The sequence below is a fragment of the Streptacidiphilus pinicola genome, from assembly GCF_003258295.1.
Taxonomy (GTDB): domain Bacteria; phylum Actinomycetota; class Actinomycetes; order Streptomycetales; family Streptomycetaceae; genus Streptacidiphilus; species Streptacidiphilus pinicola.
Genome location: NZ_QKYN01000010.1, coordinates 1 through 14,175, shown reverse-complemented (window position 1 = coordinate 14,175; position 14,175 = coordinate 1). Strand labels below are relative to the sequence as shown.

The 14,175-nt window shown below is 73.0% G+C and carries 12 protein-coding genes and 1 pseudogene; 8 read left to right on the top strand and 5 right to left on the bottom strand.

Going from position 1 to position 14,175, the window contains the following annotated elements; genetic code table 11:
- Positions 1-5 precede the first annotated feature (5 nt).
- Positions 6-500 (bottom strand): MarR family winged helix-turn-helix transcriptional regulator, encoded by a 495-nt coding sequence (locus DN069_RS02670; RefSeq protein WP_111499129.1) that lies wholly within the window; start codon positions 498-500, stop codon positions 6-8.
- Positions 501-579: 79 nt separating this feature from the next.
- On the opposite strand from DN069_RS02670, the gene DN069_RS02665 reads away from it, so the two are divergent.
- From DN069_RS02665 to DN069_RS02635, 7 genes and pseudogenes are all read left to right on the top strand, one after another.
- Positions 580-924, top strand: coding sequence for a hypothetical protein (locus DN069_RS02665; RefSeq protein WP_133259810.1), 345 nt, complete (start codon positions 580-582; stop codon positions 922-924).
- 41 nt (positions 925-965) lie between these two features.
- The gene (locus tag DN069_RS02660) at positions 966-1,487 is read left to right on the top strand and encodes a P-loop nucleotide/nucleoside kinase family protein (RefSeq protein ID WP_243638858.1); all 522 of its coding nucleotides are present in this window, start codon (positions 966-968) and stop codon (positions 1,485-1,487) included.
- Positions 1,488-1,561: 74 nt separating this feature from the next.
- Positions 1,562-2,797 (top strand): annotated as a pseudogene (locus DN069_RS42760) (glycoside hydrolase family 5 protein); the annotation flags it as partial.
- Positions 2,798-3,560: 763 nt separating this feature from the next.
- Positions 3,561-4,346 (top strand): helical backbone metal receptor, encoded by a 786-nt coding sequence (locus DN069_RS02650; protein WP_243638856.1) that lies wholly within the window; start codon positions 3,561-3,563, stop codon positions 4,344-4,346.
- 195 nt (positions 4,347-4,541) lie between these two features.
- Positions 4,542-4,967 carry a hypothetical protein gene (locus tag DN069_RS02645; protein ID WP_111499124.1) on the top strand — a complete coding sequence of 142 codons (426 nt, stop codon included), beginning with the start codon at positions 4,542-4,544 and terminating at the stop codon, positions 4,965-4,967.
- 121 nt (positions 4,968-5,088) lie between these two features.
- Positions 5,089-6,849: a DUF1003 domain-containing protein gene (locus DN069_RS02640; RefSeq protein ID WP_111499122.1), complete on the top strand. Its 1,761-nt coding sequence runs from the start codon at positions 5,089-5,091 to the stop codon at positions 6,847-6,849.
- Positions 6,850-7,013: 164 nt separating this feature from the next.
- Positions 7,014-7,466, top strand: coding sequence for a molybdopterin-binding protein (locus DN069_RS02635; protein WP_243638855.1), 453 nt, complete (start codon positions 7,014-7,016; stop codon positions 7,464-7,466).
- Positions 7,467-7,483: 17 nt separating this feature from the next.
- On the opposite strand, the gene DN069_RS39790 is transcribed toward DN069_RS02635, so the two are convergent.
- On the bottom strand, positions 7,484-9,553 hold the full coding sequence (locus tag DN069_RS39790) for a hypothetical protein (protein WP_165845344.1): 2,070 nt from the start codon (positions 9,551-9,553) through the stop codon (positions 7,484-7,486).
- 345 nt (positions 9,554-9,898) lie between these two features.
- On the opposite strand from DN069_RS39790, the gene DN069_RS02625 reads away from it, so the two are divergent.
- Positions 9,899-12,007, top strand: a complete 2,109-nt coding sequence (locus tag DN069_RS02625) for an MMPL family transporter (protein WP_207892028.1) — start codon at positions 9,899-9,901, stop codon at positions 12,005-12,007.
- Here the strand turns inward: DN069_RS02625 and DN069_RS02620 are convergent.
- From DN069_RS02620 to DN069_RS02610, 3 genes are all read right to left on the bottom strand, one after another.
- Positions 11,995-13,212 carry a permease gene (locus DN069_RS02620; protein ID WP_111499119.1) on the bottom strand — a complete coding sequence of 406 codons (1,218 nt, stop codon included), beginning with the start codon at positions 13,210-13,212 and terminating at the stop codon, positions 11,995-11,997. The two genes, DN069_RS02625 and DN069_RS02620, sit on opposite strands and share 13 nt — an antisense overlap.
- 53 nt (positions 13,213-13,265) lie before the next feature.
- Entirely contained in the window at positions 13,266-13,556 is a 291-nt protein-coding gene (locus DN069_RS02615) for a metal-sensitive transcriptional regulator (protein ID WP_111499117.1), read from the bottom strand.
- Positions 13,557-13,730: 174 nt separating this feature from the next.
- Positions 13,731-14,175: lytic transglycosylase domain-containing protein (locus DN069_RS02610; RefSeq protein ID WP_165845343.1), on the bottom strand; the 445-nt coding region annotated here is incomplete at its 5' end.

Sequence of the window (14,175 nt, the reverse complement as noted above, 5' to 3'; positions counted from 1 at the left end):
GGCCGTCACAGCGGGACGGGGCCGTGCAGGTCGGCCGCGTAGTCCTCGCCCACGACGTGGTGGAAGGCGTCCAGGCCGTCGGCGGTGGCGGCGCGGAGCGCGGGGTGGATCCGGGTGAGGATCCGGGCGAGTTCCTGCTCCCGCCACCGCAGCACCTGGTCGACCAGGGTCTGCCCGAGTGGCGCGAGCTGCAGCGTGACCACGCTGCGGTGGTGCGGGTCGGACCCGCGCAGCACGTGGCCGGAGGCGACCAGGCGGTCCGCCAGCCGGGTCACCGACGACGCGCCGAGGCCCAGGGTGCGGGCCACGGTCGAGGACGGGCAGCGCCCGAGGTCGTCGAGCGCGAGCAGCATGCGCATCTGCGGCAGCGATATGCCGCCGCCCACGGCCTCCAGGCTGTGGAGCGCGACCCCGATCAGGTCGCGGGTCGCGCGCTGGAAGGCCTGGATCTCGTCCGCGCTCGGGGTCGCCTGCGGAATTCGAGTCGCTGGATTCGCCATGCCTGAAGTATTGCATGCATCAAGAGTTGCTGGGAGGTAGTGTTGGTTGTGGCAAGCCATCGAGCGAAAGGCGGCGATCATGCTCGGTCGTACATCGGGACCCGCACCGGCCGACCGGATCAGCCCGGCGCTGCGCCGGGCGCAGGAGATGCTGCTGGCCGCGGTGGCCGAGGGCGGCCCGGCCCGGCTGGCGCACGTCTGCCTCGACGCCTGGGACGGCGGCGACGCGGTCGCCGCCGGCATGAGCCTCGGCGCCCTGCTGCGCGCGCTCCCGGGCATGGGCCCGATCACGGCGCACGAGATCCTCGCCCAGCTCCGCGCCTCGGAGGCCACCTGCGTCGGCGAGCTCGACCACGCGCAGCGCGTCGCCCTCCCGGCGGCCCTCGCGCGGGCCCGTCGTCCGCACACCGCCGCCGGCGAGTGACCGGCCCAGGGGGCACGCGCACCGCACCGACCCTGGCCGTGGTGAGCGGCGGTCCCGGCACCGGCAAGACCACCCTGGCCCACGCGCTCGCGGGCGAGCTGGGCTGTCCCGCGATCGTGCGCGACGAGATCAAGCAGGGTCTGGTGCTGTCCACGCCCGGCTACCGGAGCGGCGGCGAGGACCCCCTCAACCGTCCGGCGCTCGACGCGTTCTTCGACGTCCTGGGAGTGCTGCTGCGTGCCGGGGTGACGGTGGTGGCCGAGGCCGCGTACCAGGACCGGTTGTGGCGTCGCGGCCTGGAGCCGCTGGCCCCGCTCGCGCGGATCCGCGTCGTGCGGTGCGAGACCCCGGCCGCGCTCGCCCACGACCGCATCCTGCGCCGCGTCGCCGCGAACCCGCACCGGGCCGCCCACGGCGACCGGGAACTGCTGGCGGCCCTCGCCGCGGGGGAGCGGTCGCTCGACGCCCACGTCCCCCTCGCCCTGGACGTCCCCACCCTCACCGTGGACACCTCGGACGGTTACCGGCCCGGCCTGGCGGAGATCGCGGCCTTCGTTCTCTAGTCAGCCGGTCCTCCGGCTGCCACTCTGTACCGGACAGTAGCTAACACGAGTACAGCTCACGTCTGGAGATTCACGTGGGACCTGTCCGTCCCGCCCGCCCCGTGCGGGCTCTACGCCGCCTGCTGGCCACCGTTGCGGCGGTCGCCGCCCTGGTGAGCGGGCCGCTGGGGGCGCCCGGCGCCGCCGCCGCGTCCGCCGTCACTGCCGCGGGAGCGCCGACGGTGCTGACCGGGCCGCAGCTCGCCGCGTCCTGGAGCGGGCCGCTCAGCACCCGGGGGCGGTACATCGTCGACGCGAACGGCAACCGCTTCAAGCTCAAGGCCGGCAACTGGGACGGCGCCCAGGGTCACTACCTCGGCAGCGGATCGACCACCGACCCCGCGAACAACGAGCACGGCGAGGTCTCCTACGACATCCCGCTGGGCCTGGACCGCGTGCCGCTCGCGACGATCCTGGTCGACCTGCACGGCCTCGGCCTGAACGCGATCCGGCTGCCCTTCGCGGACGCGCTGATCCACGACACCTCGGTCGTTCCCGACGCGGCCGTCGCCGCCAACCCCCAACTGCGCGGCGACACTCCGCTGCAGGTCTACGACGCCGTCGTGGCGGCGCTGACCGGCGACGGGTTCGCGGTGATCCTCAACAACCACACCACCAGCTACCGCTGGTGCTGCGGTCTGGACGGCAACGAGCGCTGGAACAGCGGCCAGACGACGGAAGCGTGGGAGTCCGACTGGCTGTTCATGGTGAACCGCTACCGGGCCGACAAGCGCGTCGTCGGCGCCGACCTGCGCAACGAGGTGCGACGCGACACCACCGACGACCCCAACTGGGGCTGGTACGACGCCCACGACGAGTACGCGGCCTTCGAGGAGGCCGGCAACAGGATCCTCCAGGCCGACCCCGACCTGCTCGTCATCATGGAGGGCATCAACTGGTACGGCATTCCGCTCAACGGCCTGCCGCACGGCCGCCCGATGCTCACCCCGGTCGCGAACCTCTCCAACACCCTGATCGACTCCGGCAAGCTGGTCTACGCCGCGCACTTCTACGCCTACACCGGCCCCGCCAACTCCGGTGCCACCAGCGGCCTCGGCGCCACCAGCGACCCGCGCTACGAGGACTTCACACCGGACCAGCTCGCCCAGGTCGTCAGCCAGGAGGCGCTGTTCGTCACGCAGTCCGGGCAGCACTTCACCGCGCCGGTGTGGGTCAGCGAGTTCGGCGCCGCCGGACGCGGCTCGACGGACACCAAGGAGCAGGCCTGGTTCGACGCCTTCACGAACATCCTCGCCGCGAACGACACCGACTTCGCCGTCTGGCCGCTGATCGGCTGGACCGACGCGAGCGGCAACCTCCAGGACAACTGGGCGCTGCTCTCCTACGACGCCCGGGGGCACCGCACCGGCCTGGAGGACGGCGGCGACTGGCGAGCGGCCGACTGGGACAAGCTGGTCTCCGCGCCGAGCGCCGGCGGACCGATCGCCCCGGTGAACCACTGGAACATGCTCGACCTCGACCACGCCGACTACGACGTGTCCGCCACCATGCTGGCCCAGCCGGACTGGTCCTCCGGCAACCGCAAGGGCGACTGCCCCGACTCCGAGCGCCTGGTCGCACTCGGCCGCAGCGACAGCCGTGGCCTGTGCACGGACGCGGGCCAGCCGCAGAAGGCCGCCGGCGCCTGGACGGTGGTCACCGACGAGCGCTACGTCACCGAGGGCGACTGGGCATCCGGCTACAGCAAGCTCCAGTGCCCGGACAACACCTTCGCCGTCGGCTACAGCGTGCACAGCAACGCCATGGCCGCCCTGCTCTGCGCCCCGTCCGCGGCGCCGCTGCCGACCGGCGGCCACGACGTCTGGTTCGACCACGGCGACAACCGCCCGTCCACGGGCGGCTCGACGGCCAGCGACTGGGCGCCGGGCTACTACAAGGGCCAGTGCGCCGACGACGAGTACCTCGCCGGGGTCGCCTACACCTGGAACTGGAACGACGGCGGCGTGCCCGACGCCCTGCTCTGCCGTCCGCTCGGCTGAGCGGTCCCTGGTCGACGGCCGGTAGCGTGGCGGCATGACTCCGGCACCCGGGCCCCGCGCCGTCACCGACGACCAGGGCACACCGCTCGTGCTCGGCGCCGTGACACGCGTCGTCTCGCTGGTGCCCTCGCTGACCGAGGCGCTCGCGGTCACGGCCCCGGGCCTGCTGGTCGGCGCCACCGACTGGTGCACCCACCCCGCCGGGCTCGACGTCGTCAGGGTCCGCGGCACCAAGAACCCCGAGGTGGAGCGGATCGCCGCGCTGCGGCCCGATCTCGTGGTCGCCAACGAGGAGGAGAACCGCGCCGCCGACCTGGAGGCGTTGCGGCGGGCCGGCCTCGCCGTCTGGGTCACCGAGGTGCGCACCCTGGACCAGGCCTTCCGCTCGTTGGAGCGGCTGCTCACCCGCGCCTGCGGCCTGCCGCGCCCGTCCTGGCTGGACGAGGCCCGGCAGGCCTGGGACGCGCTGCCCACGCCGGACTCCGCGCGCCGCGCGGTCGTGCCGATCTGGCGCCGGCCGTGGATGGTCCTCGGCCGGGACACCTTCGCCGGGGACGTGCTGCGCCGCCTCGGGGTCGCGCAACTCTACGCGGACCACCCCGAGCGCTATCCGGCCGTTCCGCTCGACGAACTGCGCGGGTGCGGGGCGGAGCTGGTCGTGCTGCCGGACGAGCCGTACCGGTTCACCACGACGGACGGCCCCGAGGCCTTCCCCGGCATCCCGGCCGCCTTGGTGAGTGGCCGTCATCTGACCTGGTACGGACCCTCGTTGCGGGAGGCCCCGGCGCTGCTCTCGCGGCAGCTGGACGCCGCCCGCTGAACCCGCGGGCAACGAGACCGGCACCGTCGGGACCGCCGCGTCGCTGCAGGTCAGCGCCACCGACTCCGGCGGCGCGGCGCTCAGCTGCTCCGCCACCGGCCTCGCGGTCCTTTGAGGTCTCCGCGTCTCCGGGGACGAGGTAGCGGTAGGGCGGAAAGAGAGCTTGACTGGGGGAGAACGGCCGAGGAGGTACCGATGACCACCACAGATGAGATCACCGTCGAGGTCGTCGAGCACGACCCGCACGACGGGGACGCGGTTCTCGCCGTCCTCGCGGAGGCGTTCCAGGCCACGACCGAGATGGCGCCCATCCCGATGCCGCTGGCCCCGCTGCCCACCACCGCGATGCCGGGGACGCCCGCGAGCACGATGCCCATGACCGCGACGCCGCCGACGCCCGCGACCATGTGCCGGGCGCGCTCCTTCCTGACCACGTCCGGTGCGGCGGTCTCGGTGCACAGCAGCCCCGCGCACCTGAGCCGGCCCGTCGACGTGGACATCCTGGGCCCGGCCGACGCGGTCGAGCAGGCGCGGGCTCTGCTGGCGGGTGTCTTCACCGTGCAGGACCTCGGGTGGGTCTCCGGCGAGCACGAGTTCGAGACCCGGCTGCGCCTCACCTGACGTCCGTCCGAGGTCGGCCCGCGACGCCTTTGGATAGATTGCAGGCAGGGGACGCGGCACGCGTGTGCGCGTGCAAGTCCCCTGCCTGCAGCGGTTCTTCGGCGCGACCTCGGGAGCACGTGTGAGTGAAGTCGGTACGGCGGCCGGGCTGCCCAAGCAACCGGTCACGATCTCCGACGAACGGGTCGGCATCAACGGCGCCATCGCGGCGGCGTTGACCCAGGGGGTGGGATCGATGCCCACCCTGTACGTCACGCTGACCTTCTGCACCGGGTGGATGGTCCTCGCCACCTGGGGCCCGCTGCATCGCGTGGACCCCTACCCGTTCGGGTTCCTGCTGTTCATCAACAACGTGGTACAGCTGGTGCTGTGCGCGGTGATCCTGGTCGGCCAGCGGGTGTTGGGCCTGGCGGCGGACCGCCGCGCGGTACAGACCTACGAGAACGCCGAGGCGATCTTCGTGCAGGTCGCTGACCTGCAGGCGCATCTGGACCGGCACGACCGGGCGCTGGGCCGGGGCGCCAGCCTGCTGGAGTCCAGCCCACACCCGTGGATCCGCCGGCACCGGGTGCAGCCGCCGCCGCAGGCGATCGACCAGGTGATCGGGATCAACGGCAGGATCGCCGCGTGGCTCACCCAACGCCTGGGCAGCATGGGCGCGTTCTACATCGCCGCCGGGACGCAGGTGGTCTGGATCGGCCTGGCCGAGCTGGGCTGGCAGACCTTCGATCCGTACCCGTTCGCGTTCATGAGCTTTCTGTCGACCTTCGCGCAGCTGGTCTTCATGATCGTTATCATGGTCGGCCAGAAGGTGCTGAGCCTGGCCGGCGACCGGCGCTCCGAGCAGACCTTCCTCGACGCCGAGGCCATCCTGCACGAGTGCCGGCGCATGAAGGCGCGCCTGGTCGCGCAGGACCGGGTCATCGACAGCCTCTCCGACTACACCGCCGCCCAGGTCACCGAGCACCTCGCCCAGGCGCTGCACCAGAGCCGGATGCAGGCACGCGCCGACGCGACGCTGGAACTCGTCGTCCGACCGTCACTGCGCCCCTGGCACGAGCTCCCCGAGGAGCTGCGGGAGGCGGGCCGGCAGCACGCGCGCATGGTAGGCGACAGCCTGGCCGCGATCGGCTGCCTGATGTTCCCGACCTCGGAGGTGATCTCGGTCGAGGACCTCGGCGAGGTCGGCGGGGGTGACATGCTCCTCGCGTTCGAGGAGCACGAGGCGCAGGTGCTCGCCCGGCTGGAGCACGAACACCGCCTGAGCGGAGGGCCCGATCCGTACCGCCGGGGCGGCGATCTGGCGCCCTGGGACGAACTCTCGGACCGCGCACGGGCGCAGGCCGTCGACGCCGTCCGCTACCTGCCGACCGTGCTGGCCGACGTCGGCTTCCAGGTGCTGCGGCTCGGCGCAGGCGCCGACGGCGTGGGGGAGTCGGACTTCACCCCCGCGGAATGGGCGGTGCTGCGGCAGGCCCTGACGGCTGCGGGCGTGCTGGTCGCGCTGGCCGAGGGAGAGGTCGACGCGGAGGAGATCGTCGCCATGGTGCAGTTGCTGCGCGAGGCGAGCGTCAACCATCCGCGGCGACTCGTCCGGGAGTTGGCCGCGGCGGCGAGCTTCGACACCGGCCTGCGCGGGGACACCCGCTACGCCGACTACGAGAAGACCGCGCTGCACGGCATCCGCTCGGCGGCGGCGATCGTCGCCCGCGTCGCGCCCAGCGAGCTGGCCGGGTTCCGCACGTTCCTCGACGAGATCGCGGCGGCGGTCGCCGAGGCCAACAACGAGGGCGGCTTCTTCGGCCTCGGCGCGCGCCCGCGCACGCCGCGCGAGGCGGCGGCGATGGAGGCGGTGGCGGGCGCGGCGCGGCAGAGCGGTTGACGCCGTCTCAGATAGGAAGACGAGCGGGCATCCTGGCTCGCAGATGCGGCGGCTCTTCTGGTTGTCGGCTGGCAGCTGCGAGGGGCAGGTGTCGCCGCTCACAGGGTGGGGCAGCAGTCCAGTCGGCGACCGGGCGGCGGTCGCCGACTGGAGGTGAACCCGCGGTGCTGACCGTTCCCGGCGTGATCGAGATGACCGGCGACCTCAGGCGTCCGAGACGCCTGACCGCCCCCGAGCTGCGGGCCTGGACGGAACACGCCACCCGTGCGGACTTCGCCTGCGCGACCAGCGGCACGCAACGGCACTCGTTCGCGGGCCCACTGCTGTACGACGTCCTGCGCGACGCCGAGCCCGACTTCCACCCGACCGCGCGGAAGGACCGCGCCCGCTTCCTCATCTGCGTCCGCGGCGCGGACGGCCACCGGGCGCTGCTCTCCTGGGCCGAGATCGACCCCGAGTTCTCCGCGTTCCCGGTCCTGCTCGCGACGTCGGTCGACGGCGTCCCGACCGCCCCGCGCGGCCCTCAGCTGGTCGTCCCGCAGGACCACTGCGGGACGCGCTTCATCCAGCACGTCGTCTCCGTCCACGTGGACGGCGGCTACGCCGCCGCCCACTGAACGTCACCGCCGTCAGCTCAGCCCCGGGCCGCGGCCACGGCCGCCCCGAGCGCCTCCTTGATCCTCGGCCCGAGCCGCGAGAACCCGAGCTCCTTCATCCCCGCCCGCAGCAGTTCCTCGTCACTGCGCTCGACCCCATCGGCGTCGATCCACCGCACGATCGCCTCCAACTGCTCCGCGCTGTACGCGGTCACGGGCTTCCCCGCCACGACGTCGGGCCGCGTCCGCGCCTCGGCGGCGGGCGCCTCGTCCTCGGACGCGAGCCCGGTGTCCGGCAGGACGTCGGCGACCGGCTCAGCCTCGGACGCCGGGTCGGCGTCGGGGGCGTCGGTCACGATCGACTCCGCCTCGGCGTCGACCTCGGGCGCGAGCCCGGTGTCCAGCAGGGCACCGGCCACCGGCTCCGCCTCGGCGGCGCCCGCCGCGTCGGGCAGGCCAGCCTCGCCCTCGGGCGCCGACTCGGCCTCCAGCAGGCTGTCGGCCACGGGCTCCGCCTCGGCGACCGCCTCCGCAGCCGGCTCGGCCTGGGCGACGGGCTCCGCTTCGGCGTCAGCCTCCGGCTGTACCTCGGCGACCGGCTCGGTCGTGGCGTCGGCGATGGCCTCCGCCTCCGCGATCGCCTCCGGCGCCGCTTCGGCGACCGGCTCCGCCTCGGCGTCGACCTCGGGCGCGGCGGACAGTGCCGACTCCTCGGACACGAGCCCGGTGTCCAGCAGGGCACCGGCCACGGGCTCCGCCTCGGGCAGGACAGCCTCGCCCTCGGGCGCCGACTCGGCCTCCAGCAGGCTGTCGGCCACGGTCTCCGCTTCGGCGACCGTCTCCGCAGCCGGCTCGGCCTGGGCGACGGGCTCTGCCTCGGCGTCAGCCTCCGGCTGCGCCTCGGCGATCGGCTCGGTCGTGGTGTCGGCGATGGCCTTCGCCTCCGCGATGGCCTCCGGCGCCGCTTCGGCGTCAGCCTCCGGCTGTGCCTCGGCGATCGGCTCGGTCGTGGTGTCGGCGATGGCCTCGGCCTCCGCGTCGGCCACCAGCTCGGCCTGGGCGAGCGGCTCCGGCTCGGCGTCAGCCTCCGGCTGCGCCTCGGTGGCCGGCTCGGGCGCGGCCTCCGCGCTCAGCGCGGCGTCGGCCTCGGCGGTCGGCTCCGCCTCCGCGTCGGCGTCCGCGACGGTGGCCGCGTCGGCGGCCGTTGGCTTCGCGGCTGGGGCCGCGTCGAGTGCCGTGCGTTGGGCGATGAGGGCGGCGGTGGTCTTCACATCGGCCTGTTCCTCGGTGAGTTGGGCGAGGAGGTCGGTGAGGCCCTGGGCCGTCAGGGTGTCGTGGAGTTCGCGGAGGCGAGGGAGGCGGTAGAGGGTGCCCTCGTCGCTCGCGAGGCGGTCGAGGAGGTCGGTGAGGGCCTCGAAGGGGAGCGCGGTCAGGGAGACCTTCCGGCCCAGCAGGGCCGTCAGCTCGTCGAGGCCGGTGAGCGCGGCCTCCGCGGCGGGGACCGCGGTGTCGAGGAAGCCCGCGTCGGACGGAAGCGTGGGACGCGTGCCCGTGGTGGCGAGTGACACCCACTTGCTGCGGGTCGCCGCGGCCTCGGCCAGCGCGGTGTGGAGGTCCTCGCGGCGGGCGCCGCGCGCCGCGGCGAGGCCGCGGGCGCGGCGGGCAAGGAGGGTGCGCTGCCACCAGGACTGGCTGACGCCGCGCTCCGCGCGCCACGCGGGCGTGGCCGTCGCGGCCAGCAGGGCGTCGAGCGTGTGGGCCTCCGTCAGGTACGTGTCGGGGTGCAGTACCTCCAGCGTGGCGCGGACGCGCGCCAGCAGGGAGACGAGGGTCGCGGTCTCGCGGACGGTCGTGGGCGCGTCGAAGCCGGGGACCGAGGCGAGGCGCTCCGCGGCCTGCTGCAGATCGGGGACGTTGTGGCCGCGCAGCTCCGCGAGGATGCTGGACGCGGCGCGCGCCTCGTCCAGGCGGGAGACGGAGGCGAACGCGGCGTACCAGGGATGCGTCTCGGCACGGAGGGTGAATCCACCGGCCTCGGCATAGCGGTTGAGGTCCTCCCGCGCCTCGGGCGACGCGAGCGGTGACGGAACGGTGCTGCTGCTTTGCACGGGAGCGAGGGTCATAAGCGGAAGGTCCCTGGCTGAGTCGATGGTCTAGGGCGGTGGGCACCCACGATAGGGGTAACCGACGGCGGAGCGTTGCCCGCATCCGCGCCGACACGGCCGTAGCCCCTCGTGCGGCTCTCACCAGGGGCCGTGACCGACCCGCCCGGCCCGGACCGCACCCCTGCGGCGCTAGCCCAGTTGGGCGAATTGTGTGTCAAATCGGCTCAACGGCAGCACTACTTCGTGAGTTCGGTTTTTCTGTGAAGTGAGTGTGTCGTGATATCCGGTAGCTCCAGAAGGTCCAGAAGTCGGCGAAGCAGCGCGCTGCTCGGCCGGTGGGGGCGGCTGGTGATCCCGCTCCGCTGGCCGATCCTGATCGCCGCCCTGCTCTGCGCGGTGCTCGGCGCGCTCGGCGCCGCCGGTGGACTGGAGAAGCTGATCAGCGGCGGGTTCAGCGATCCCGGGAGTGACTCGGCGCGCGTGGCCCACCGGGTGTCCGTCGAATTCAACGGCGACGAGCCGGACTTGCTGGCCCTGTATTCCAGTGCGACGGCGACCGTGGACGACCCGTCGTTCCGTGAGCGGCTCCTCCCGGCGCTCGACGCGCTGCGCGGGCGCGCCGGGATCGCCGAAGTCGCGGACTACTACGACGCACACGATCCGGCCCTCGTCTCCCGGGACCGCCACGCCACCTACGCCGTGATCCGGCTCGCCGCGGCCGACCCGGTCGGCAAGGCGCGGGAGCTGTCCGCGCTGCGGCCGGAGCTCGCGGTGCCGGGGCTGCGGACGCGGCTCGGCGGGCAGGTCGCCATCGACGCCACGGCCGACGCCATGACCATGGCGGACGTCGCGCGCGGCGAGAAGATCGCACTGGTGCTCGCGGTGCCACTGCTGGTCGTGATCTTCGGCGGGCTGGTCGCCGCCGGGATGCCGGTGCTGGTCGGCGGGATCGCCGTCGTGGGCGCGCTGGCCGTCACCCGGTGGCTGGCCGCCGTCACGCTCGTGTCGGTCTTCGCGGTGAACACGATCACCCTGCTCGGGCTGGGCATGGCGATCGACTACTCGCTGCTGTTCGTCGGTCGCTTCCGCGAGGAGCTGCGGTCCGGGTGGGGGCCACGGGGAGCGATCGCCCGGACGATGAGCAGCGCGGGGCGGACGGTCCTGCTGTCCGGGCTGACGGTCACCCTGGCGCTGGCCAGCATGTTGGTCTTCCCGGAGGTCTTCCTGCGCTCCATGGCGCTCGGCGGGGCGGCGGCGGTCGTGGTGGCCATGCTCGCGGCGCTCACCGTGCTGCCCGCCGCGCTCGCCGTGCTCGGGCACCGGATCAACGCGCTGCGGGTGCCGCTGCCCCGGCGCTCCTACCGCCGCCGCATGGCGGCGCGCGGCGGCTGGGAGCGGCTGGGCGGCAGCGTCATGCGCCGGCCGTGGCGTTACGTCGTCGCCAGCCTGGTCGCGCTGACCGTGCTGACGCTGCCCTTCCTGCATGTACGGTTCGGCGGCGCGGACGAGCGGGTGCTGCCCGCGGCGAGCCAGGCCCGCGTCGTGCCCGAGGCCATCGCCGCGGACTTCCCGCGCGCGGTGGACGCGCCGGTGCAGCTGCTGGTCGAGGGCGCGGGGCCGGGTCGGGTGCGGGAGGTCGTCGACCCCGTCCGGGCGCTGCCGGACGTCCTCGGCGTTCAGGTGGTCGCCCGGCACGGCGCCGACACGCTGCTGGCGGTCGGCTATCCCGGCGCGCGGACGGGACGTCAGGCCTACGGCGTGGTCCGGGCCGTGCGCCGGCTGAGCGAACCCGGTGGCGTCCGGGTGCTCGTCGGCGGGGCGCCGGCGGAGGACGTGGACCGCCTGGCCGGCCTGGGGCGGCGCCTGCCGTGGATGCTGGCGATCCTGGTCGGCGTCACGCTGGTGCCGCTCTTCGCGGCCTTCCGCTCGGTGCTGCTGCCGCTGAAGGCGGTGGCGATGAACCTGATCTCGATCGGCGCGTCGTTCGGGGTGATGGTCTGGGTCTTCCAGGACGGCCACCTCTCCCGCCTGCTCGGGTTCACGCCCACGGGCGTCATCGAGCCCACCATCCCGATCCTGGTCTTCGCGGTGTTGTTCGGGCTGGCCACCGACTACGAGATCTTCCTGCTCTCCCGGGTGCGCGAGGCCTGGGAGGAGACCCGGGACACCGTCTCCTCCGTCGCGCTCGGCCTGGAGCGCACCGGACGGATCATCACCACCGCGGCGCTGCTGCTCGTCGTGGTGGTGGCCGGTTTCGCGGCGGGCGACATCGTCTTCGTCAAGCTGATCGGTGTCGGCATGATCACCGCGATCGTGGTCGACGTGACGCTGGTGCGTGCGCTGCTGGTGCCCGCGACGATGCGGCTGCTGGGTCGCTGGAACTGGTGGGCGCCCGGTCGGGTACGTGGACGGCCTGGAGGCGACGGCCGTCCACGCCGATGCGGTCAGTGGTGCTGATGTCCCTCGTGCGACATCGAGTGGTGGTCCATCGCCCCGTGGTCCGTCCCGCCGTGGTCCGGCGCGTCGGGGGAGCCGCCCATCATGGCGAGCATGCCGCGGCCGCCGGTGCGGAAGAACCGGATCAGCAGCGCCGCGGCCAGGAGCAGGAAGGCGATGTTGAGGTACGTGGTGTAGTTCCAGCTGATCCCCTCCATGGGGATCCTCGCGTCGGCCTGGTCCGGGATCAGGCCGAGCCCACCGAAGAGCAGTTCCACCGCGTAGCCGGCCGCGACCATCGCTAGGTAGAAGGTCCCGGCCAGGTAGATCGCCATCCGGGTGCCGTAGTACTTCCGGTAGATGTTCAGGATCGGCAGGATCAGCAGGTCCGCGAAGATGAAGGCGACCACGCCGCCGAAGCTGATACCGCCCTTCCACAGCACGACCGCCAGCGGCACGTTGCCGATCGAGCAGACGAAGGACACCAGCGCCACGATCGGGCCGATCAGCGGGCCCCAGATCTTCGACAGCAGCGGGTGGCCGTCGAAGAAGAAGTGCTGCCAGAAGGAGTCCGGCACCCAGGCCGCGATCGCGCCCGCGACCAGTAGGCCGATCACCAGGTCGCGCAGGATCGCCGCCCACTCCATCACGAAGACGTGGGAGACGGAGGTGTAGCCGCGGCGCGACAGCAGGCGCCTCCAGAACGAGCCCTCGCCGCTCACGGACATGTCCATCGCCGCATGGCCCTCCATCGAGCCGGCGACGCCGCGGTCGGCCTGCTCGCGGGCCTCGCGCAGGAGCCTGCCGCGCAGGGTGAGCCGGAACAGCACCGCGAGCAGCACGATCATGATCGGACCGCCGGTGAACTCGGCCAGCGTGAACTGCCACCCCATCAGCAGGGCGAGAATCACGCCGAGTTCGACCACGAGGTTGGTCGAGGCGATCTCGAAGGCCATCGCCGCGGTGAAGTCGGCGCCCTTGCGGAAGAGCGAGCGCGCCAACGCCACGGCCGCGTAGGAGCAGGACGAGGACGCCATGCCGAGCAGCGAGGAGACGGCGAGCGTGCGCGGGCGGTCGTCGCCCATCAGGCGGACCACGGTGTCCTTGCGCACCACCGCCTGGACGATCGCGGAGAGCAGGAAACCGAGGATCAGCGCCCAGGTGATCGCCCAGGTCATCGATCCGGTGATGGACAGGGCGTGGAGCAGGGCGTGAAGGGCCGACATGGTGTGATCATCTCCGCGGAACGGTGGGTGTGCGAGCCGGTGCGGTGGATCGGTCAGGTGCGGAGCAGGCGGGCGACCGCGGCAGTGGCCTCGGCGACCTTGGCGCCGGCCTCCTCGCCGCCCGCGCGCACCGCGTCTGCCACGCAGGAACCCAGGTGCTCCTCCAGCACGGTCAGCGCGAACGACTGGAGCGCCCCCGTGGTCGCGGCGACCTGGGTGAGCACCTCGATGCAGTAGGCGTCCTGCTCGACCATCCGCTGCAGCCCGCGCACCTGGCCCTCGACGCGGCGCAGCCGCTTGAGGACGTCGTCCTTGTGGTCGCTGTGGCCGACTGTCGTACTCATGGGGTGCCACCTCCTCCGTCGTACCCCCCTGGGGTATCTCGACACTCCTCCTTTGTATACCCCTATGGGGTATAACGCAAGGCCGAAAAAAGGCCGCCCTCGCTCGGAAGCGAGGGCGGCCTTCGGGCCAGCGGCGAGGACAGGGTTAAACCGCCGCTGGAGCAGGGGTGCGGATCAGTAGCCCTGGGTGCCGTAGGCGACGTTCTCGAACGCGCCGTAGGTGGCGTTCGCGTAACGGACGGCGGCGACGATGTTGTCGACCGGGTTCCAGATGTCCGTGTGGCCGGGCAGCGCGTAGGTGGCGAACGTCGAGTCGATGGTCTGCATCAGACCCTTCGACGGGGTGCCCGCGGCGGCGTTGGAGTCCCAGTTGTTGATGGCGCTCGGGTTGCCGGAGGACTCGGTCATGGCGCGAGCCTCGATCGCGGCGGCCGGCGGGACGTGGTCGCCGTGGGCGGCCAGGATGGCCTGCGCCTGGGCGATCCAGCCGCTCAGGTTGTTCGCGTAGACCGGCTGCGCGGCCTTGGCGGCGGCAGCGGCCGCGGCGGCCTTGGCAGCGGCGTCAGCCTTCGCCTTGGCGTCGGCGGCAGCCTTCGCGTCGGCGGCGGCCTTGGCCTTC